We start from the raw sequence: 20,659 nt of genomic DNA, 5'->3' as shown, positions 1-20,659 counted from the left end.
CGACAAGGAGTGAAGAGTGCAACTGCGCAGAGCCGACGTCCTCGACGGTGCCATTGCGATCCTCGACGAATACGGCCTGGGCGATCTCACGATGCGCCGCCTCGCGACATCACTTCACGTGCAGCCGGGCGCGCTGTACTGGCACTTCAAGGACAAGCAGACTCTGCTCGGCGCCATCGCCGACACCCTGCTCGCCGACGTCGACGCCGCGACGGACGCCGGCGACTGGGACGACCAACTGCGAGAACTGGCCCATCGCCTACGCAATGCGCTGCTCTCGCACCGCGACGGTGCGGAGTTGGTCGCCGCGACGTACGCGTCACGGTTGGTCACCAACCGCATCCGGGAACGTATTGCAGCGGTGTGCATACGGGCCGGATTGCGTCGGGCTGAATCCGAACTGGCCGCGGACACAGTGCTCTACTACGTGCTCGGCCAGACCGTCGACGAACAGGCACGCATGCAGATGGACTCGGCCGGAGCGCTCACCGAATCCGCATCGCCTCTGTTCGAAAGCCCGGACCCGACAAGCCGTTTCGATTTCGGACTGACCCTGTTCGTCGACGGCGTCCGAGCACGCCTGGGAGACCGAGCGCGACTGTCCTAACCGCCGAAGATCGGGCCGAGTCCCGCGCTGTTCGCAGTGTTGCCGGCGAACGGGTTGTCGTGAACCATGTAGGTCCACGTCGAGGACGGTCGGGCAAGTCCACTCTTGCCGAGATCGATGCCGTTCTCGGTGATCTCGGCCGACTCGAACGTCGCACGAGCATGCTCGATCGCCTTGTCGGACACCTCCCTGAACGCATCCACTGCGATCCGGTGATACTCGTCGAGCGGATTCTCGCGCCCGAGCGCGCGCAAATGGATACTTTCGCGCACGTCGGCGAGATGAGCAAGGTACTCGGACCACGACCGATCGAGATGGAAGAGCACGATGCGGCGTGCTGCAACCGTCAACACGTCCTCCGACACCGTCTCGCGTAGTTCGGCCGCTCGATCCGGCGCTGCGGATTCGAGAAGTTCGAGCGCCTCGCCGGTGGTCAGCAACGACGCTCGCCGACGATCCAGAATGTCGCGGTGCTGCGCCGTCAACTGGTTGTAACGCCATGTCCGAGAGTGCACTTCGACCATGGCCCCCTCGGCGATGCGTTGCGCATGGTCGATCTTCGCCGCCACACCGTTCGCCGTGACGAGTCCGGTGTCGTCGGTCTTCTTCGGCTGATCCTTCGGACCGAGGTTCGCCGTCACGACCTCGTCCTCCCAACTGGAGAAGAACACCGAGCGGCCGGGATCGCCTTGCCGCCCGGCTCGGCCCCGCAACTGGTTGTCGAGCCGTTCGGTCGTGTGTCGGCCGGTGCCGACCACCAGCAGACCACCGAGTTCGGCGACCTCGTCCTTTTCCTTCCCCCCGCCGGAGGGACCACCGAGCTTGATATCGGTTCCGCGCCCGGCGATCTGAGTGGACACCGTCACTGCCGACCGCTCACCGGCCCGCGCGACGACGGCCGCCTCCTCGGCGTCGTTCTTGGCGTTGAGCACGACGTGGGGTACACCCGCCCTGTCCAGCAGATCGGAGAAGACCTCGGACTCGGCGACGTCGTGCGTACCGATCAGAATCGGTTGGCCTGTCTCGTGGGCTTGTTCGACGAACGCGACGACGGCGGCATTGCGGTTCTCGGACGTGTCGTACACACGATCGGCTTCGTCGACACGAATGTTGGGTTCATTCGGCGGAACGACGGACACGCCGAGCGAATAGAACTTCTTGAGCTGCTCGCCCGCAGCAAGCGCGGTGCCGGTCATTCCGCACACCGTGGCGTATCGACCGATCAGGGCCTGGACGGTGATGGTGTCCAGAATCTCGCCGGTCTCGGTCGGTGTCAGGCCTTCCTTGATCTCCACGGCCGCCTGCAGACCGTCGGGCCACCGCTGCAACTCCGCGACACGTCCGCGAGATGCGTTGATCAGCTGCACCCGTCCGTCGCGCACGATGTAGTGCACGTCGCGCTTGACGAGAACCTGGGCATGAAGAGCAACGTTGACCGCGACGAGGGTGGATCCGACGTGGTTCTCCGCGTACAGGTCGATGTCGCCGAGTTCCTTCTCCAGTTTCTCCGCACCGGCATCGGTGAGGAAGACGTTGCGACCGTCGGCATCGGTGTCGAAGTCGGTTCGACTCTGCAGAAGCTTCACGGCGTCGAAAACACGATCCGACGGAACGTCGCCCTTCACCGAACCGGCGAGCACGAGTGGAACCAGCGCCTCGTCGACCAACACCGAATCCGCCTCGTCGATCAGCGCGACGTCGGGTGCGGGCGTGACCAGATCGGCGGCGTCGTCCACGAGATGATCGCGAAGAACGTCGAAGCCGATCTCGTTGACCGACGCGTACGTGACGTCGCACGCGTATGCAGCTCGTCGCTCGGCCGCGGACGAGCCCTCGGAGATCCAACCGACGGTGAAGCCCAGTAATTCGTACAGCGGCCCCATCCACTCGGCGTCGCGTCGAGCCAGAAAATCGTTGATGGTCACGACGTGGACGCGGCGCCCGGCCATCACGTAGCCGATCGCAGCGAGGGCCCCGGACAAGGTCTTGCCTTCGCCCGTCGACATCTCCACCACATCGCCTGCGAGCATGCGCACCGCAGCCAGGAGTTGAACGTCGAACGGTTGCAGCTCCAGCGCGCGCGACGATGCCCCACGGACCAGTGCGAGGTAGCGCGGAACGTCGAGCTTGGCTGCGTCCGACACAGTTGCGTCGGCAGCCGCGGCCTTCAGATCTTCGTCCGACAGGCCCTTCGCCCACTCGGCGTGTCCGGCTGCGTTGTCGACGCTGGACCGTGACCGGGCCTGGCCCTTCTGCGCGGAGCGCCCCAGAACCTTCCAGAACCGATCAGTACCCGATGCCATCTTCGTTTCGTCCCTACTGCCGGATGCCGGTGGGCGTGAGCCCTTGCCGCGGCCAGCCTACTGAACACCCGACGTGGATACGGGCACCGGAATATCGACAGGTGAGCGTTGTTGACTCATGGTGTGGCCGTGACGGCCGACGGTGACAGCAGGAAGGACACCGATGACACGTTCTTACGCCAAGGATTCCGAGCAGTTGAAGAATCTGACGGCCGAGCAATACCGAGTGACACAGCAGGAAGGCACCGAGCGAGCTTTCGACAACGAGTACTGGGACAACCACGAGCCGGGCCTCTACGTCGACGTCGTGACCGGGCAACCGTTGTTCTCCTCACTCGACAAGTTCGAGAGCCACTCGGGATGGCCGAGTTTCACCAAACCCGTCGACGCGACATCGGTAGTGCAGAAGCGCGACTTCAGCCATCTGATGGTCCGCACGGAAGTTCGTTCCTCCGGTGGCGACTCGCACCTTGGCCACCTGTTCAAGGACGGCCCGAAGGACCAGGGCGGCCTTCGCTACTGCATGAACTCCGCTGCCCTCCGGTTCGTGCCGGTGGATCGCCTCGAAGCCGAGGGCTACGGTGAATACCGCGCACAGTTCGACACGACGACACAGTCGGACAACACACAGTCGGACGACGCACAGTCGGACACAGTATCGACGCCAGACGAAGGAGCGCAGCAGTGAGTACAACCACCGAGACCGCCATTCTCGCCGGAGGCTGCTTCTGGGGAGCCCAGGAACTTATCAGGCACCGACCGGGCGTTCTGTCGACTCGGGTCGGTTACTCCGGCGGCGACGTGGACAACGCGACGTACCGTAATCACGGCACGCACGCCGAAGCCGTCGAGATCGTGTTCGATCCGAGTCTGATCTCGTACCGCGACCTGCTGGAGTTCTTCTTCCAGATACACGATCCGTCGACGAAGAACCGCCAGGGCAACGACGTCGGACTGAGCTACCGCTCGGCGATCTATTACACGTCCGACGAGCAGAAGCGAGTCGCGTTGGACACCATTGCGGACGTCGACGCTTCCGGCTTGTGGCCGGGCAAGGTCGTCACCGAGGTCGAGCCGGCAGGCCCGTTCTGGGAAGCAGAACCCGAGCACCAGGACTACCTGCAGAACTACCCGACGGGCTACACCTGCCACTTCGTTCGCCCGGGCTGGAAACTGCCGCATCGAGCGGACGCCATCAGCTGAACGAAGGCCGAACGAACTGACCGTGGTCCCGAACGGCAGTGTTCTTGAACGTCAATGTTCCTGAACGGCAATGTTCCTGAACGGCAATGTTCCTGAACGGCAATGTTCCTGAACGGCAATGTTCCTGAACGGCAATGTTCCTGAACGGCAATGTTCCCGAGCGTTATGCTCGGGACCATTGCCGTCAGGGTGGGGCGTCGGATCAGATCCGAACCATCGAGCGCTGATGCTGCAGTCGGGTGGCCACCACGAGCACGACCACAGCGGCCACGGTGATGACCGCGCCCGCCCAGATCGGCGAGGTGTATCCCAGCCCTGCAGTGATCGTCACTCCGCCGATCCATGCACCGAGAGCATTCCCGAGATTGAAGGCCGCGATGTTGGCTCCCGACGCCATGGTCGGTGCGTCGTCGGCGAAGGCCATCACGCGCATCTGTAGGCCGGGGACCGTGGCGAAGCCGAACACGCCCATCAGGAACAGGGACACCACGGTTGCGATCTGGCTTTCCGCGGAGAACGCGAAGAACACCAGCACAGCGGTCAGCGCTGCGAGCAACGTCAGCAACGTCGCGGTGAGGTTACGATCCGCGGCCCTGCCACCGAGGTAGTTGCCGATGAACAGTCCGACGCCGAACAGAATCAGCAACCACGGCACCGAGCCGGAGGTGAACCCGCTGACCTCGGTGAGTGTGAAGGCGATGTACGTGAATGCCCCGAACATACCGCCGTAACCGAGGATCGTGATCGCGATCGAGAGCCACACCTGTAGGCGTCCGAACGCACGCAGCTCGGACCGCAGATGCCCTGGAGTCTCGGAGTCCGTCTTCGCCGGGACGAGAGTGATGGTGCCGACGAACGCCACAACCCCGATGACGGTGATGGCCCAGAATGTCGAACGCCAGCCGTAGGTCTGACCCAGCAGGGTTCCGAACGGTACTCCCAGAACGTTGGCTGCGGTCAGACCGGCGAACATCATCGCGATAGCGCCTGCCTTCTTCGCGGGCTCGACGAGACTTGCTGCGACCACGGCTCCGATTCCGAAGAATGCACCGTGACACAGTGCTGCCACGACACGGCCGAGCATCATGGCCTCGTACGATCCGGCGATCGCGGACAGAAGGTTGCCCGCGATGAACAGTCCCATCAATGCGACCAGAACGTTCTTGCGCGGAAACCGGGTGACGAGTGCCGTCACCACGAGGGCCCCCACGACGACGCTGAGCGCGTAGCCGGTGATGAGCCAGCCCGCCACGGCCTCGGTGACTCCGAAGTCCGCGGCGACTTCCGGCAGTAGCCCCATGATCACGAACTCGGTGAGTCCGATACCGAACCCTCCGATGGCGAGTGCGAGCAGTCCGAGCGGCATGCAGTTTCTCCTAGATCGATGCGTTCGCCGATAGCTAGCGCGTGCACTTAGTTGCAGACGCGTCATAAATAGTTGCACACGCCTTATAACTGCGCAAGCTGCTAAACTCCGACTGAACTTTCGACAGGCTTCGAGGAGGACACAGTGGGAATCGCCGACGATTCATCCCTCATCCGCGCCCAGGGATGGCGAACACTCGCAGCGCTCCACGCGCACATCGAGGCCGAACTCGAACGCGCACTGCAGGCCGAGCACACACTCTCGGTGGTCGAGTACGCAGTCCTCGACGCGCTCGGTCGGCAAGACGGGTGGCATATGCGGATGCAGCAACTGGCACGTGCAACGGCTTTGAGCAGCAGCGCCACCACTCGATTGGTCAATCGACTCGAAGATCGAGGCATCCTCACACGAGTGCTGTGCAAGGACGACCGTCGAGGCATCTACACGGAACTGACCACCGACGGCCGAGCGCTGTTGGAACGAGCACGCCCCACGCACGACGAGGTTCTGGAAAGCTCACTGTCGTCGGCCGAGCAGATTCCCGAGTTGGCACCACTCGTCGACGCGATCCACCGATTGCCCGCAGCCGCTGGCTGATTGTTCACCCGGGGTTCAGGCACAGTATCGTTTGCCTCGAGAACTGCACTGCGTCCCCGTATTCGTCGACCGTCGGAGCTTTCACCCTCTTATGCACGCCCAGTACCAACCTGCCGGCACTTCCGTGCCCGCTGCTCCCCCGGTTCGGGCGGCCGACCCACGACCGGCAGTGCGGCAGGATCTCAACGGTCTACGCGGCGTCGCGATCGCTCTGGTCGTCGTCTTCCACATCTGGATGGGACGCGTCTCCGGCGGTGTCGACGTCTTCCTGACCTTGACGGGCTTCTTCTTCACGGCCTCGCTGATTCGCACCGCCCGCGCGGGTGGATCGATCGATCCGTTCCGTCGAGTCGCCCGCATCCTGCGCAGGCTCGGCCCCCCGCTCGTGCTCGTCCTGACCGGTGTGGCCGTCGCAACGATCGTTCTGCTCCCGCGCACGCGATGGGTCGACATCGGAAATCAGCTGGTCTCGGGCGTCTTCTTCTTCGCCAACTGGGAGTTGGCGTGGACCTCACAGGACTACTTGGCGGCGGACCCGACGGTCAGCCCGGTCCAACACCTGTGGTCCGTTGCGGTCCAATTCCAGTTCTATCTGATCGCCATCGCCGTCGTCTTCGGGCTCTCCTGGATTCTTCGCAAGTCACGCGGAGCATCGCGACCCAGCCCCGATCCTCGTGTCTACCTGGTGCTGTTCGTCGGCGCGGCACTGCTGTCCTTCGTCTACGCCGCAGACGGTACGTCGCGGCTCCAATCCTGGAATTACTACGACACGGGCGCTCGACTGTGGGAGATCCTGCTGGGGGCGGCCGTCGCAGCGATGTACGCCGCGAAACCACCCGTCCACGACGGGGCCGATGCATCGTGGCCGTCGAAGACAGCCCGCACGGCACTGGCGGCGGCCGGGTTGACCGCGATCGTCGCGTGCGGATTCATCTTCGACGGTGTGCAGGAGTTCCCGGGCCCCTGGGCACTGTTTCCCGTACTCGCGACACTCGCGTTGGTGCTCGCGGGACCCGACACGCCTGTCGCAGCGCTGCTCAGCACGCGATTCGGGCTGTGGCTCGGCTCGATAGCCTTTCCTCTGTATCTCTGGCACTGGCCGATTCTGATCTTCACCCTCGCGTACACGGGCGAACAGACCGCGGACCTGCTCACCGGCGCGTGCATCATCGGAGCGTCCGTGCTTCTGGCGATGCTGACCGTTCGCCTCGTCGAGAAGCCGGTGCAGGCGCCCGCCCGATCCATTCCACGCCTCGCGGTGACGGGCACCGCTGCGGTCCTTGCCCTCGCACTCGTGGCCGGTTCCGCCGGATGGAACTACTACATCCAGAGATCGGTCGCGGACCTGCAGGCCAACGACACCGTCGACCCGATCACTCATCCGGGCGCTCTCGAACTCACCGACGGCATCGTCGCCGAGGACGCACCGGTCAGTCCCGCGCTGTTCTCGGCACCGGAAGATCTGCCGATCACCACCGTCGAAGGCTGCATCGCGGACTTCGAGACGCGTGATGCGATCAGCTGCGAGTACGGCGACACGACCGCGAACCGGACCATCGCACTTGCCGGTAGCTCCCACGCGGAGCACTGGATCACCGCACTGGATCTACTCGGCCGCGAACACGGGTTCCGCGTCGTGACCTATCTCAAGATGGGCTGCCCACTCACCCTCGGCACGATGCCCATGCTCGGCGACAGCGAATACCCCGACTGCCTGGACTGGACCGAGACGGTACTGTCCGATCTCGCGCAGATACGACCCGATTACGTGTTCACCACCGCGACGCGGCCGAGGGACGACGGCCCGGGCGACGTCACCCCCGACTGGTACGTGCAGGTATGGAACGAGCTGTCGGCCTACGGCATCCCCGTCCTCGGTATCCGCGACAATCCGTGGCTCGAACGTGACGGCATCGCGTACCGGGCCATCGATTGCCTGGCCGACGGCGGCAACGCGACATCGTGTGGCATGGAGCGAGGCAACGCACTCGGGCCGATCAACCCAGCTCTCGCGGCATCCTTCCGGCTTCCGACGGTGTACCCCCTGGATCTCTCGAACGCTCTGTGCGACGGTCCGGTCTGCCGTGTCATCGAGGGCAACGTACTGATCTACCGCGACGAACATCACCTCACCGCTACCTACGTACGCACTCTGACCAGCGAGTTGGGGCGGCAGATGGCGTCGGCGACGGGTTGGTGGTGAGCCGGTTCGATCCGGCCACAGTAGGGTTTCCTTCATGTCTGTCGAAGCACCCAACGAATCACCCGCGATCGAAGTCTGGCCCGGGTCCGCGTATCCGCTGGGAGCCACCTACGACGGTGTCGGTACCAATTTCGCGCTGTTCTCCGAGGTTGCCGAAGCCGTGGATCTGTGCCTCATCGCCGACGACGGCACCGAGACTCGTATCCGTTTCGAGGAGTCGGACGGCTACGTCTGGCACGCGTACCTTCCGTCGGTGATCCCCGGCCAGAAGTACGGTTACCGAGTACACGGTCCGTGGGATCCGGCGTCGGGTCATCGTTGTGATCCGAGCAAGCTGCTTCTGGACCCGTACGGCAAAGCGTTCGAGGGTGACTTCGACGGTGACCGTTCGCTGTTCTCCTACAGCCTCGACGTTCCCGAGCCCGAGGAGGCCGCGGCTCCGGACGAGAAGCCGTACGAGGACGACGCGGATCTGGCGGATCCGGACCTCGAGGTCGTCGAGCCGGATCCCATCGCGCACGACGAGGCACCACGCGACGATTTTCCGCAGCACGATTCCCTCGGCCACACGATGACCACGGTGGTCATCAATCCGTTCTTCGACTGGCAGAACGACCGCGCACCGCGTCGGCCGTATCACGAGACGGTGATCTACGAGGCGCACGTCAAAGGCATGACGATCACGCACCCCGACGTTCCGGAATCGTTGCGCGGAACCTACGCAGGGCTCGCCCACCCGGCGATCATCGACCACCTGCTGAATCTGGGCATCACCGCGATCGAACTGATGCCCGTGCACCAGTTCATGCAGGATCAGACACTGCTGGACAAGGGACTGCGGAACTACTGGGGATACAACACGTTCGGCTTCCTCGCGCCCCATGCCGACTACTCGTCGAACCCGACGGCGGGCGCGGCCGTGACCGAGTTCAAGGCGATGGTCCGTGCGTTCCACGCGGCCGGTATCGAAGTGATTCTCGATGTGGTCTACAACCACACCGCCGAGGGCAATCACATGGGCCCGACCATCAGCTTCCGGGGAATCGACAACGCTGCGTACTACCGCCTCGTCGACGGCGATTCGGCCCACTACATGGACTACACCGGCACGGGTAACAGTCTCAACGCCCGCCATCCGCACACGTTGCAACTCATCATGGACTCGCTGCGCTACTGGGTCACCGAGATGCACGTCGACGGCTTCCGCTTCGACCTGGCGTCGACGCTGGCTCGTGAACTGCACGACGTGGACCGGCTGAGCGCCTTCTTCGATCTGGTCCAACAGGATCCGGTCGTCAGCCAGGTCAAGCTGATCGCCGAGCCGTGGGACGTCGGCGAGGGCGGCTACCAGGTCGGTAACTTCCCCGGTCTGTGGACGGAGTGGAACGGCAAGTACCGCGACACCGTCCGTGACTACTGGCGCGGCGAGCCCGCCACACTCGGCGAGTTCGCATCACGACTCACCGGATCCTCCGACCTGTACGAGGCCACCGGTCGTCGCCCCGGTGCGAGTATCAACTTCGTCATCGCGCACGACGGGTTCACGTTGCACGACCTGGTGTCCTACAACGAGAAACACAACGACGCCAACGGCGAGGACAACAACGACGGCGAAAGCCACAATCGTTCGTGGAACTGCGGTGTCGAAGGCCCGACCGACGACCCCGAGATACTCGACCTGCGCGCCCGTCAGATCCGCAACATCATGGCGACTCTGCTGCTGAGTCAGGGCACGCCGATGATCGCGCACGGTGACGAACTAGGTCGAACCCAGCAGGGAAACAACAACGTCTACTGCCAGGATTCGGAACTGGCATGGATGGATTGGTCGCTCGCCGAGACCAACGCGGACTTGATCGAGTTCACCAAGAACGCGATCGCGCTGCGCAACGACCATCCGGTGTTCCGTCGCCGCAGGTTCTTCGAGGGCCGGCCGATTCGCACCGGCGAGCAGGCCCGCGACATCGCCTGGTTGACCCCGGCCGGTGAGGAGATGACACCCGAGGACTGGGACAGCGGATTCGGCAAGAGCCTGACCGTCTTCCTGAACGGCGAAGGCATTCCCGAGCCGAATCAGCGAGGCGAGCGCGTCGTCGACGACTCGTTCCTGTTGTGCTTCAACGCCCATCACGAAACCATCGAGTTCCTGACCCCCGACGGCGAGTACGCCAAGGAGTGGACGGTCGCACTGAACACGGCAATCCTCACCGGGGTGAGTGAAAATGTCATAGAAGCGGGTACACCGGTCGAGGTGGCCGCCCGGTCACTCCTCGTTCTACGAAAGACGGACTGACACCAGTGTCCCATCCCCCGCGGCCGATTCCCTCGAGTACGTATCGACTTCAACTGCGAGGGGACGGGTTCACCTTCGCCGACGCCCGCCGGATCGTCGACTACCTCGACGATCTCGGCGTGAGCCATGCATACCTGTCGCCGATCCTCGAAGCCACCGACGGCTCGACCCACGGGTACGACGTCATCGACCCCACCTCGGTGTCCGCACCGCTCGGTGGGCGCGAAGGCTTCGAAGCGCTGGTCGCTGAACTGCATTCGCGTGGCATGGGCGTGATCGTCGACATCGTGCCCAATCACGTGGGCGTCGACGATCCGCGGCAGAACGCGTGGTGGTGGGACGTGCTGTCCAAGGGGAAGGCCTCCGAGTACGCCTCGTACTTCGACATCGACTGGGCGTCGGAGAACGGAGCCGACGGAAAGATTGCGTTGCCCGTCCTCGGATCGGCCGACGACACCGCGGCCCTGACGATCGACCGGTCCGGAGACACGCCGTTGCTCGCGTACTACGAGCACCGATTCCCCATCGCCGCCGGAACCCTCTCCGACGGACCCGGCACCATCCCTGACGGAGTCGGCACCGAGGACGCCGAGGCAGTCCATGCCGCGCAGGCGTATCGCCTCGTCGACTGGAAGTCCGGTCTCGTCGGGTACCGGCGTTTCTTCTCCGTCAACGGCCTCGCCGGTCTTCGGCAGGAGGACTTCGACGTGTTCACCGCGTCGCACGTCCAGGTTGCCAGTTGGATCACCGACGAGCTGGTCGACGGTCTCCGCGTGGACCACCCCGACGGATTGGCCGATCCCGCCGGCTACCTCACCGAGCTCCGCGAACTCATCGGCCCCGATCGTTGGCTGGTGATCGAGAAGATATTGGCGCGCGGCGAGCCACTGGATCCCGCGTTGCCGGTGCATGGAACCACCGGATACGACGCTCTGGCCGATCTCGGCGGTGTCTTCGTCGATCCGTCGGGTGCCGAGGCTCTCACCGAGCTGTCTCGTTCGCGGGGCGGAGCGCCGGGGGACGCGCAGTGGTTGCATGCCGCGGAGCGCGACTTGAAAACTGCTGTCGCCGAGGGCGATCTGGCTCCGGAGGTCAGGCGGCTGGCGCGCGCTGTCGTGCGCGAGTCCGGTTCGGACGCACCGTTCGAGTCGATCACCGCGGCGATCGTGGCCGTGGTGGCCCGGATGCCGTACTACCGGTCGGACTACGGGCCGCTGGCCGGGACGGTCGGCCGAGTCGTCGGCGACGTCGGGGCCGCCGAACCCGCCCTGGTCGACGCACTGGATGCGGTGACCGCTGCGCTGATCGCCGACGGCGAATCGGCGGTGCGGTTCGAGCAGGTGTGCGGTGCGGTCACGGCGAAGGGTGTCGAGGACTGCTTGTTCTACCGCGCCGCTCGGTTGATCTCGCTGCAGGAGGTCGGCGGTGACCCGGCGGAGTTCGGGATCTCCCCCGCTCAGTTCCATCTTGCGAATGCGGAGCGAGCGGCTCGGTGGCCCGCGGCGATGACGACACTGTCCACTCACGACACCAAACGCGGCGAGGACGTGCGGGCCCGAATCGGGGTGCTGTCGCAGACACCGGAACTGTGGTCGCGGTGCATCTCGGATTGGGAGGAGGTCGCCCCGAGTCCGGACGGTGCGACCGGACTGTTCCTGTGGCAGAACCTGTTCGGAGTGTGGCCCGCCGACGGCGTCGTCTCCGCCGAACTACGCGAGCGAATCCACGCGTACGCGGAGAAGGCCATGCGTGAAGCCGGCACCCGTACGGGATGGACCGACGTCGACGAGGCGTTCGAGGCATCGGTGCATTCGTGGCTCGACTCCGTGATGAGCGGTTCGGTCGCCGACTCGGTGACCATGCTGGTCGCACGGCTCGACCCACACGGACGAAGTGACGCACTCGGCCAGAAACTGCTCCATCTGCTCGGACCGGGAGTGCCCGACGTGTACCAGGGCACCGAGCTCTGGGAGGACTCGCTCGTCGACCCGGACAACCGTCGGTTGATCGACTACGACGTTCGACGTCGGCATCTGTCCGCTCCGTCGTCGACGGTGGTGGACTCGTCCGGATCGGCCAAGTTCGCGGTCGTCCGCGAGTCCCTGCACCTGAGGCGTGAACGCCCGGACAGCTTCGTCGGCGGAACGTACGCGCCGGTGTACGCGCAAGGTTCGTCAGCAGCGCACATCGTGGGATTCGCCCGTGGCCCCGTTGCTGCAGCCGCGGACGTGATCGCCGTCGCCACCCGACATTCCCTCGGGCTCGATTCGGGCAGCTGGGGGTCGACGACGATTGCACTGCCGGCGGGCCGGTGGCGAGATCGTTTGACCGACAACGAGTACCACGGCGTAGTCAAGGCCGACACACTGCTGTCGTCCTTGCCCGTTGCTGTGCTCGTGCGTGAGATCACCGTGAGCGATACGTCAGGAGAACGTGACGCATGACCCATCGTTTCGAAGTTTGGGCTCCGACCCCCACCACGGTGCGCGTGGACGTGAACGGCACCGTCCATGCGATGACCAGAGGTGACGGCGGCTGGTGGCACGCCGACGTCGACGCCTCCCCCGATGCCCGGTACGGTTTCGTCCTCGACGACGATCCGGCGGTGATTCCCGATCCTCGGTCGCCGCGGCAGCCGGACGGCGTGCACGCGCCGTCTCAGCTGCACACGCTCGATCCGTCGGGCTGGACGGACTCGTCGTGGACCGGTCGTCAACTGCCGGGTGGGGTGATCTACGAACTGCACATCGGAACGTTCACGTCCGAGGGTACGTTCGACGCGGCGATCGAACGCCTCGACCACCTCGTGGACCTCGGCGTGACGTTCGTCGAAGTCATGCCGGTGAACGGATTCAACGGTACCCACAACTGGGGGTACGACGGTGTGCTCTGGTACACCGTTCACGAGGGATACGGCGGCCCCGACGGTCTGCAGCGCTTCGTCGACGCGTGCCATGCTCGCGGCCTCGCGGTGGTGCTGGACGTGGTGTACAACCACCTCGGTCCGTCCGGCAACTACCTGGAACGGTTCGGCCCGTACATGACGCAGGGCGCCAACACCTGGGGGCAATCCATCAACTACGCGGAAGCTCAGTCCGGTGTGGTGCGTCGGTACGCAATCGACAATGCTCTGCGCTGGTTCTCCGAGTTCCACATCGATGGATTACGGCTCGACGCGGTGCACGCCATCGTCGATCACACCGCCGTCCATCTCCTCGAGGAATTGGCCGTCGACACCCGTCGGCTCTCGGCGCACCTCGGCCGACCGCTGACGCTGATCGCGGAGAGCGACCTGAACGATCCCACGCTGGTGACCGCGCGTTCCGGCGGCGGGTACGGGCTCGACGCGCAGTGGGACGACGACATCCACCACGCAATCCACGCTGCTGTCTCCGGTGAACGTCAGGGGTACTACGGCGACTTCGGATCGCTGAAGGGGCTCGCGAACACGTTGCGCCAGGGCTTCTTCCACGCCGGCACGTACTCGACGTTTCGGGGTCGAACCCACGGCAGGCCGCTCGACACGCGCCGAGTCCCGGCGAGCTCGTTCGTCACGTACACCACCACGCACGACCAGGTGGGTAACCGAGCCGTCGGTGACCGGCCCGGTTTCTACCTCAGCCCGGGTCAGCTGGCCGTGAAAGCCGCACTGGTTCTCACCTCTCCGTACACACCCATGTTGTTCATGGGCGAGGAATGGGGCGCGTCGACCCCGTTCCAGTTCTTCACCTCGCATCCGGAACCCGAGCTGGGCGAAGCGACGGCCGAGGGCCGCAAATCCGAGTTCGCCGAGCACGGTTGGGACAAAGAAGACATCCCGGATCCGCAGGACCCGGACACGTTCCTCCGGTCCAAGTTGGAGTGGACAGAACTGGGCACCGGAGATCATGCCCGGCTGTTGACCGTCTACCGGGATCTGTTGTCGCTGCGGCGTGCGCGGCCCGAACTCACCGATCCGTGGCTTCCGAATCTGAAGGTCGACTACGACGAGGACCAGCAGTGGATCGTGCTGCACCGTGGATCGCTCGCCGTCGTGTGCAACCTGTCCGATTCCACGGTGACCGTTCCGGTCGGGGGTCGCACCGTGCTGTCGTGGGAGGAGCCGACGTCGAACGACACCGGCTCCGCCACACGCGTTCCAGGTCACTCGTTCGCGGTGCTCGAAACGTCCTGAGCAACGCGGCCGAGGCTCGGTTGTCACGTCCGGCGGAGCCGAGCTTGTTTCTACTTCCGGCGGAGCCGAGCTTGTTTCTACTTGCGGCGGAGCCGAAGGACGACGTAGACGGCGGTCGCTGCCATGACGGCGGCCGTCGCCACCGACGCCGTGTGCATGCCCTGAACGAACGCTGCATGCGCCGACTCGGTCAGGGCCGTTCCCAGCTCCGCCGGGAGGTCACGCGCGACTGCAGCCGCGCCGCCGAGTGTCTCCTGGGCGGACGCCGCGCGCTCGGAATCGAGGCCGGAGACGTCGAGCCCTCGGCGGAAGTAGGACATGACCACGGTGCCGAGAACGGCCACGCCCAGCGCGATCCCCAACTCGTATGCCGTTTCCGACACGGCGGACGCCGCACCGGCGCGTTCGGGACGGACGGAACTGACGACGAGGTCCGACGTCAACGTCAGTGCCGTGCCCGCGCCCGCGCCGACGAGAACGAAGCCGATGATGAACAATGCCGGGCCGCTGTCGACGCGTAGCCCGAACAGCACGGCAGCACCGACAGCAGCGGCGGCAAGTCCTGCGCCGAGCACCGTTGCCGGAGACCAGATACGGACGAGGTACGCGGCCACCAGAGACGTCACGATGCTCGACGCCGTGCCTGGCAGCAGTAGCAAGCCCGCTTCCAGTGGGCTGTTGCCCAGCACGAGCTGAAGATACTGGGCGCCGAAGAAGAGCACGCCTGCCAGCGCGAACACCGACAGGAAGTTCGTGAACACCGCCGTCGAGAAGGCGGGGTTGGAGAACAGCCGTAGGTCGATCATCGGGTCGTCGAGCCGCCTCTGCCGCCGGACGAACAGAACGCCTGCACCGACACCGACCAGTGCCGCGCCGACGTTGACGGCGGATATGCCGTGGGCCGCGGTCTCTTTGACCGCGTAGACCAACGGAACCAGAGCGGCCATCGACAATCCCGAGCTGATCAGGTCGAACGTGCCGGGGTTCGGATCCTTCGATTCCGGTATCACGAGAGGACCGAATGCGATCAACGCGAGCATCACCGGGATGTTGATCAGGAACACCGAGCCCCACCAGAAGTGCTCGAGCAACCATCCGCCGACCAGTGGTCCGGCCGCTGCGCCGCCGCCTGCCATTGCGCCCCACACACCGATCGCCATGACACGTTGGCGGGGATCGGTGAAGATCGTCCTGATCAGACCGAGAGTGGCCGGCATCAAAGTCGCGCCCGAGACACCTTGCAGCACGCGAGCGGCAATCAACATTTCCGGGCTGGTGGCAAATGCCGCGACGACGGACGCGATTCCGAATCCGGCAGCACCGATGAGCAGGAGTTTCCGTCGTCCGATCCGGTCCCCGAGGGTGCCCATCGTGATGAGCAGCCCGGCCAGTACGAACGAGTAGACGTCGATGATCCACAGAAGTTGGTTGCTCGACGGTGACAGATCCGAGCTGATGAACGGTAGCGCCAGGTCCAGGACCGTACCGTCGACCGCGATCAAGAGAACCGCGAACGCCAGTACGACGAGACCGAGCCAGTCTTTCGGCGTCGCCCGCTGGGTCTGCGCCTGCGCGGCGGGTCCGACGCTGATGTCTTTCACTTCGTCACTCCTCGATGCTCTCACCCTCGACTGAACCGTCCAGCCGGTACAGCGACCGAGAGTAGCAGTGAACCGTCCAGCCGGTAAAGCGAAATTGGGTAGGGTGACGCACATGGCATCCGACACACGCGATCGCATTCTCGACGCCCTCGAAGAGATGCTCCTCGATCAAGGAGTCACGAAGGTCACCCTGGAAAGCGTCGCAGCCAAGGCAGACGTCTCCAAAGGCGGCCTTCTCTACCATTTCAAGACCAAGGACACGATGATCGCGGCCATGGTTCGACGCCTCGGCGAGCAGGCCGATCTACAACGTGCCGAGGCCGAGCGAGGTGGTACCACCGTCGCGCGGTGGTACCTGCAACCGCCCGAGGGCATCGCCGAGCACGAGGTGGCGCTGTACAGATCGACCCTCGCCGCCCTCCGCAGCGTCGACGGCAACCCCGGCGAGATCCATCAGGCGGTCATCGACATGATGCGACTGTGGGACGAGAGCCTGCGCACCGAGATACCCGACGAGGTGCACGCCGAGATCGTGCGCCTGGTCGGCGACGGAATCTACCTCGGCGCCCTGCTCGAACTTCCGCCCGTCGACGCCGACCTCCACCGGAAAGTGGTCGAGCGCCTGCTCGGGTCGGATCAGGTCAAGTAGCGATACGCGGGCGAACCCGGCTCGAGCTGCTCCACGGTCAACCCGGAGGCCCGCATCCGTTCGAGAAGCGCACTCAGGCCGCTGGCCACGCCCAGCTCGATGCCGACCAACGCAGCGCCCGTCTCCCTGTTGTTCCGCTTCACGTACTCGAACAGAGTGATGTCGTCGTCGGGCCCCAGGACTTCGTCGAGAAAACGGCGCAAGGCACCGGGCTCCTGAGGAAAGTCGACGAGGAAGTAATGCTTCAGACCGAGGTGAACGAGTGACCGTTCGAGGATCTCGCCGTACCGCGAGACGTCGTTGTTGCCGCCCGATATCAGGCAGACGACGGTGCTCCCCGGCTCCACCGCGATCTGCGTCAACGCCGCCACACTGAGCGCCCCCGCCGGCTCGGCGATCACGCCCTCGTTCTGATAGAGCTCGAGCATCGCCGTGCAGATTGCACCCTCGTCGATCTGTGTCATCAGAAATGGGCCTGCGCCCTCGTCGCGCGACGGGAACGTCGGCATCGCCACAAGCGGCAACGACGCGTGCGACACGACCTCGGCGCCGAGCGAACGCAGCGCTTCGAACGGGACGTCACCGATCCGGCGCACGGCAGCGCCGTCGACGAACGGGTCGATGTCGGACAACGTCACCGGACCCCCGGCCACCAACGCCGCCGTCATCGACGCCGCACCCGACGGCTCGACGCCGACGAGCGCCGTACCCGGTGCGCGTTCACGCAGATAGGTCGAGATTCCAGCAATGCATCCCCCGCCGCCGACCGGCATGACGACGGTGTCCGGTGCACAACCCAGTTGCTCGACGATTTCCGCGGCGATCGTGCCCTGCCCGGCCACTGTCCGCTCGTCGTCGAAGGGAGGAACCATGGTCGCTCCGGTGCGCACGACATCCGCGGCGGCCGCTGCCGCGGCGGCGTCGAACGTGTCACCGGTGACGATCAACTCGACGAAATCCCCGCCGTGCACTCGAATGCGGTCCCGCTTCTGCTTGGGCGTGTTGGCGGGCACGTAGATTCGGCCGCGCACCTGCATCGCCCGGCACGCGAACGCGACACCCTGCGCGTGGTTGCCTGCACTCGCCGTCACGACACCGACTGCGAGCTCCTCGGGTGTGAGCTGGGCCATCAGGTTGTAGGCACCGCGGATCTTGTAGGACCGGACGATCTGCTGATCCTCGCGCTTGAGGTAGACGACGGCACCGGTCTCCCGGGACAGCCGCTCGCAGTACTGCAACGGCGTCGTGGCCACGACCTTCGCAATGCGCTGCGCAGCGATGTCGATGTCATCCGCAGTCACTGCGAACGAACCGGTGCTGGGCGCGAAGACGTCAGGCGAGTTGGACACCCACCTATGCTGCCACCAGCGGCGGGTGCTCGACCAATCGGGACTAGCCTCGCGGCGAGAACTGAGACGGCAACGGCACGTTCCGGAGATTCGACTTCGCCATCTGCACGGCTTCCCCGACGCCTCCGTTCATCACCATCCTCGACATCGCGAGAGCGAACCCCTTGACCTGTTGGCCGGTGATGGTCGGGGGCAGAGACAACGCATTCGGGTCGGTGACGATGTCCACCAGGGCGGGGCCGTCGTGTTCGAGCGCAGCGCGAAGGCCTGCTTCCAGATCACCCGGCTCGACGATCCTCTTGGAGAAGATCCCCAGCGCTGCCGCGACCGCTGCGTAGTCGACCGCAGGCACGTCGACGCCGAAGTCCGGGATACCGTCGACGAGCATCTCGAGCTTCACCATGCCGAGCGTCGAGTTGTCGAACACGACGATCTTGACCGGCAACTTGTACATCGCCACCGTCACCAGTTCGCCCAGCAACATCGACAATCCGCCGTCGCCCGACACCGACACGACCTGGCGCGTCGGGAACGCCACCTGCGCACCGATCGCGTGCGGTAGAGCGTTGGCCATCGATCCGTGCAACGCCGAAGAGATGAAGCGCCGCTGACCGTTCGGGTTCAGGTAGCGGGCGGTCCAGACGTTGCACATGCCGGTGTCGGCGGTGAAGATCGCGTCGGCCGCCGCGAGGTCGTCGAGGATGGACGCCGCGTATTCCGGGTGTATGGGAGTGCGTTGCCCCACCGGCTTGGTGTACGCGCCCACGACCTTCGTCATCAGCTTGCGGTGACGCTCCAGCGTACGGTCCAGGAACCCACGGTCGTCCTTGCGCTGCACCAGCGGAAGCAACGCGGCCAACGTGCTCTTCGCGTCGCCGTGCACGGCCAGATCCACGCTGGTTCGGCGTCCGAGGTTCTCGGCGGCGCTGTCGATCTGGGCGGTGCGTACCTCGTCCGGCAGGAACTGGTCGTACGGGAAGTCGGTGCCGATCAGGATCAGCAGATCCGCGTCGTGAATACCGTCGTGAGCAGCCCCGTACCCCAGAAGTCCGGTCATCCCGATGTCGAAGGGGTTGTCGTACTGAACGAACTCCTTACCGCGCAACGAGTGCCCCATCGGAGCACCCACCTTCTCGGCGAGTTCGAGCAACTCGGGCCGCGCGTCCGGACACCCGCTCCGGCGAAGATCGCGACCGTGTCGGCTTCGTCGATGGCGCCGGCCAGCGCTCGAACATCCTCGTCCGCAGGCACCAGCGCTGGCCTGCCGGTGCGGACGTACGCGGGCGCCGAGCGCGCCGCAGGTTCGTCCGCGATGTCCCCGGGCAACGTCACCACCGCGACGCCCGACCTGCCGACGGCATGCTGCAGCGCCGAGTGGACCACTCGCGGAGCCTGTTCGGGCGTACTGACCAACTCCGCGTACACCGAACACTCCACGAACAACCGGTCCGGATGCGTCTCCTGGAAGAATCCGGAGCCGATCTGCACGCTGGGAATGTGCGACGCGATGGCCAGCACCGGCGCGCCCGATCGGTTCGCGTCGTACAAGCCGTTGATGAGGTGCAGGTTGCCCGGCCCGCACGAACCGGCACAGACTGCGAGCTTGCCGGTCAACTGCGCCTCGGCGGCAGCGGCGAAGGCGGCGGCTTCCTCGTGGCGAACGTGAATCCAGTCGATGCCCCCGGCCTTCGAACCGCCACTGCGTCGTACCGAGTCGACGATCGGGTTGAGACTGTCGCCGACAATTCCGTAGATGCGTTGGACACCGGCTTCGATCAGTTGGCCGACGATCTGATCGGCGACAGTCTCGGTACTCAATTTCTTCGGGCTCCTTCTATGCTCTCGACAGTACGAACACGGGAATCTCGCGGTCGGTCTTCGTCTGGTAATCCGCGTAATCGGGGTACGCCTGGACGGCGCGTTCCCACCACACGGCCTTCTCCTCCCCCGTCACTTCACGGGCGATGTAGTCGGCACGATCGGTTCCGTCCTGCAACTCCACGAGCGGCTCGGCCTTCACGTTGTAGTACCAGACCGGGTTCTTCGGCGCGCCGCCCAGCGAGGCGACGGCCGCGTACTCCCCGTTGTGCTCGACGCGCATAAGCGGCGTCTTTCTCAGCTTGCCGGACTTGTTGCCGCGCGTCGTCAGCAAGATGACTGGCATTCCGTTCATCGTGGTGCCCTCGGTACCGCCGGACCCTTCGAGCAGTTCGGCCTGCTCGCGTGCCCAATCGGATGTGCTGGGTTCGTACTCTCCTGTCAATGGCATGCACTCGAGTCAACACCTGTACCGCCCGGCGCGCCACCGACCGTG

The 20,659-nt window shown here is 64.9% G+C and carries 14 protein-coding genes and 1 pseudogene; 9 read left to right on the top strand and 6 right to left on the bottom strand.

The window, feature by feature from the left end; genetic code table 11:
* Positions 1–16: 16 nt before the first annotated feature.
* Positions 17–607 (top strand): TetR/AcrR family transcriptional regulator C-terminal domain-containing protein, encoded by a 591-nt coding sequence (locus CH290_RS06520; RefSeq protein ID WP_019665885.1) that lies wholly within the window; start codon positions 17–19, stop codon positions 605–607.
* Here CH290_RS06520 and secA2 read toward each other — a convergent pair.
* Positions 604–2,910, bottom strand: a complete 2,307-nt coding sequence (gene secA2, locus CH290_RS06515; RefSeq protein WP_033188579.1) for an accessory Sec system translocase SecA2 — start codon at positions 2,908–2,910, stop codon at positions 604–606. The two genes, CH290_RS06520 and secA2, sit on opposite strands and share 4 nt — an antisense overlap.
* A gap of 163 nt (positions 2,911–3,073) precedes the next feature.
* On the opposite strand from secA2, the gene msrB reads away from it, so the two are divergent.
* Both msrB and msrA read left to right on the top strand, forming a co-directional pair.
* Entirely contained in the window at positions 3,074–3,598 is a 525-nt protein-coding gene (gene msrB, locus CH290_RS06510; protein ID WP_033188578.1) for a peptide-methionine (R)-S-oxide reductase MsrB, read from the top strand.
* Positions 3,595–4,113, top strand: a complete 519-nt coding sequence (gene msrA / locus CH290_RS06505) for a peptide-methionine (S)-S-oxide reductase MsrA (RefSeq protein ID WP_033188577.1) — start codon at positions 3,595–3,597, stop codon at positions 4,111–4,113. Before msrB ends, msrA begins: the two co-directional genes overlap by 4 nt.
* A 202-nt stretch (positions 4,114–4,315) precedes the next feature.
* On the opposite strand, the gene CH290_RS06500 is transcribed toward msrA, so the two are convergent.
* Positions 4,316–5,479, bottom strand: a complete 1,164-nt coding sequence (locus CH290_RS06500) for an MFS transporter (RefSeq protein WP_033188576.1) — start codon at positions 5,477–5,479, stop codon at positions 4,316–4,318.
* 144 nt (positions 5,480–5,623) lie between these two features.
* Between CH290_RS06500 and CH290_RS06495 the strand changes: the two genes are divergently transcribed.
* From CH290_RS06495 to treZ, 5 genes are all read left to right on the top strand, one after another.
* Complete coding sequence (locus CH290_RS06495) at positions 5,624–6,076, top strand: MarR family winged helix-turn-helix transcriptional regulator (RefSeq protein ID WP_019665890.1); 453 nt, start codon at positions 5,624–5,626, stop codon at positions 6,074–6,076.
* A gap of 91 nt (positions 6,077–6,167) precedes the next feature.
* Complete coding sequence (locus CH290_RS06490) at positions 6,168–8,279, top strand: acyltransferase family protein (RefSeq protein ID WP_033188575.1); 2,112 nt, start codon at positions 6,168–6,170, stop codon at positions 8,277–8,279.
* Positions 8,280–8,313: 34 nt separating this feature from the next.
* Entirely contained in the window at positions 8,314–10,572 is a 2,259-nt protein-coding gene (gene glgX, locus CH290_RS06485) for a glycogen debranching protein GlgX (RefSeq protein WP_019665892.1), read from the top strand.
* A 5-nt stretch (positions 10,573–10,577) separates the two neighbouring features.
* The gene (gene treY, locus CH290_RS06480; RefSeq protein WP_019665893.1) at positions 10,578–13,016 is read left to right on the top strand and encodes a malto-oligosyltrehalose synthase; all 2,439 of its coding nucleotides are present in this window, start codon (positions 10,578–10,580) and stop codon (positions 13,014–13,016) included.
* Entirely contained in the window at positions 13,013–14,746 is a 1,734-nt protein-coding gene (gene treZ / locus CH290_RS06475; RefSeq protein WP_026347907.1) for a malto-oligosyltrehalose trehalohydrolase, read from the top strand. The genes treY and treZ overlap by 4 nt, the downstream gene beginning before the upstream one ends.
* A 77-nt stretch (positions 14,747–14,823) precedes the next feature.
* On the opposite strand, the gene CH290_RS06470 is transcribed toward treZ, so the two are convergent.
* A complete protein-coding gene (locus CH290_RS06470) occupies positions 14,824–16,347 on the bottom strand; it encodes an MFS transporter (RefSeq protein ID WP_019665895.1) in 1,524 nt (507 codons plus the stop codon).
* A gap of 112 nt (positions 16,348–16,459) precedes the next feature.
* Between CH290_RS06470 and CH290_RS06465 the strand changes: the two genes are divergently transcribed.
* A complete protein-coding gene (locus tag CH290_RS06465) occupies positions 16,460–16,996 on the top strand; it encodes a TetR/AcrR family transcriptional regulator (protein ID WP_019665896.1) in 537 nt (178 codons plus the stop codon).
* On the opposite strand, the gene ilvA is transcribed toward CH290_RS06465, so the two are convergent.
* The 3 genes and pseudogenes from ilvA to CH290_RS06450 all read right to left on the bottom strand — a co-directional run bounded on the left by ilvA (position 16,984) and on the right by CH290_RS06450 (position 20,614).
* On the bottom strand, positions 16,984–18,345 hold the full coding sequence (gene ilvA / locus CH290_RS06460) for a threonine ammonia-lyase IlvA (protein WP_033188574.1): 1,362 nt from the start codon (positions 18,343–18,345) through the stop codon (positions 16,984–16,986). The genes CH290_RS06465 and ilvA overlap by 13 nt on opposite strands.
* A 43-nt stretch (positions 18,346–18,388) precedes the next feature.
* A pseudogene (locus CH290_RS06455) lies at positions 18,389–20,163 on the bottom strand (pyruvate dehydrogenase).
* Positions 20,164–20,179: 16 nt separating this feature from the next.
* On the bottom strand, positions 20,180–20,614 hold the full coding sequence (locus tag CH290_RS06450; protein ID WP_019665899.1) for a nitroreductase family deazaflavin-dependent oxidoreductase: 435 nt from the start codon (positions 20,612–20,614) through the stop codon (positions 20,180–20,182).
* Between the last annotated feature and the right edge of the window lie 45 nt (positions 20,615–20,659).

This window comes from Rhodococcus sp. 06-156-4 (assembly GCF_002259345.1).
In the GTDB taxonomy this organism is placed as follows: domain Bacteria; phylum Actinomycetota; class Actinomycetes; order Mycobacteriales; family Mycobacteriaceae; genus Rhodococcoides; species Rhodococcoides fascians_E.
This window is presented reverse-complemented; position numbering and strand designations above follow the sequence as displayed.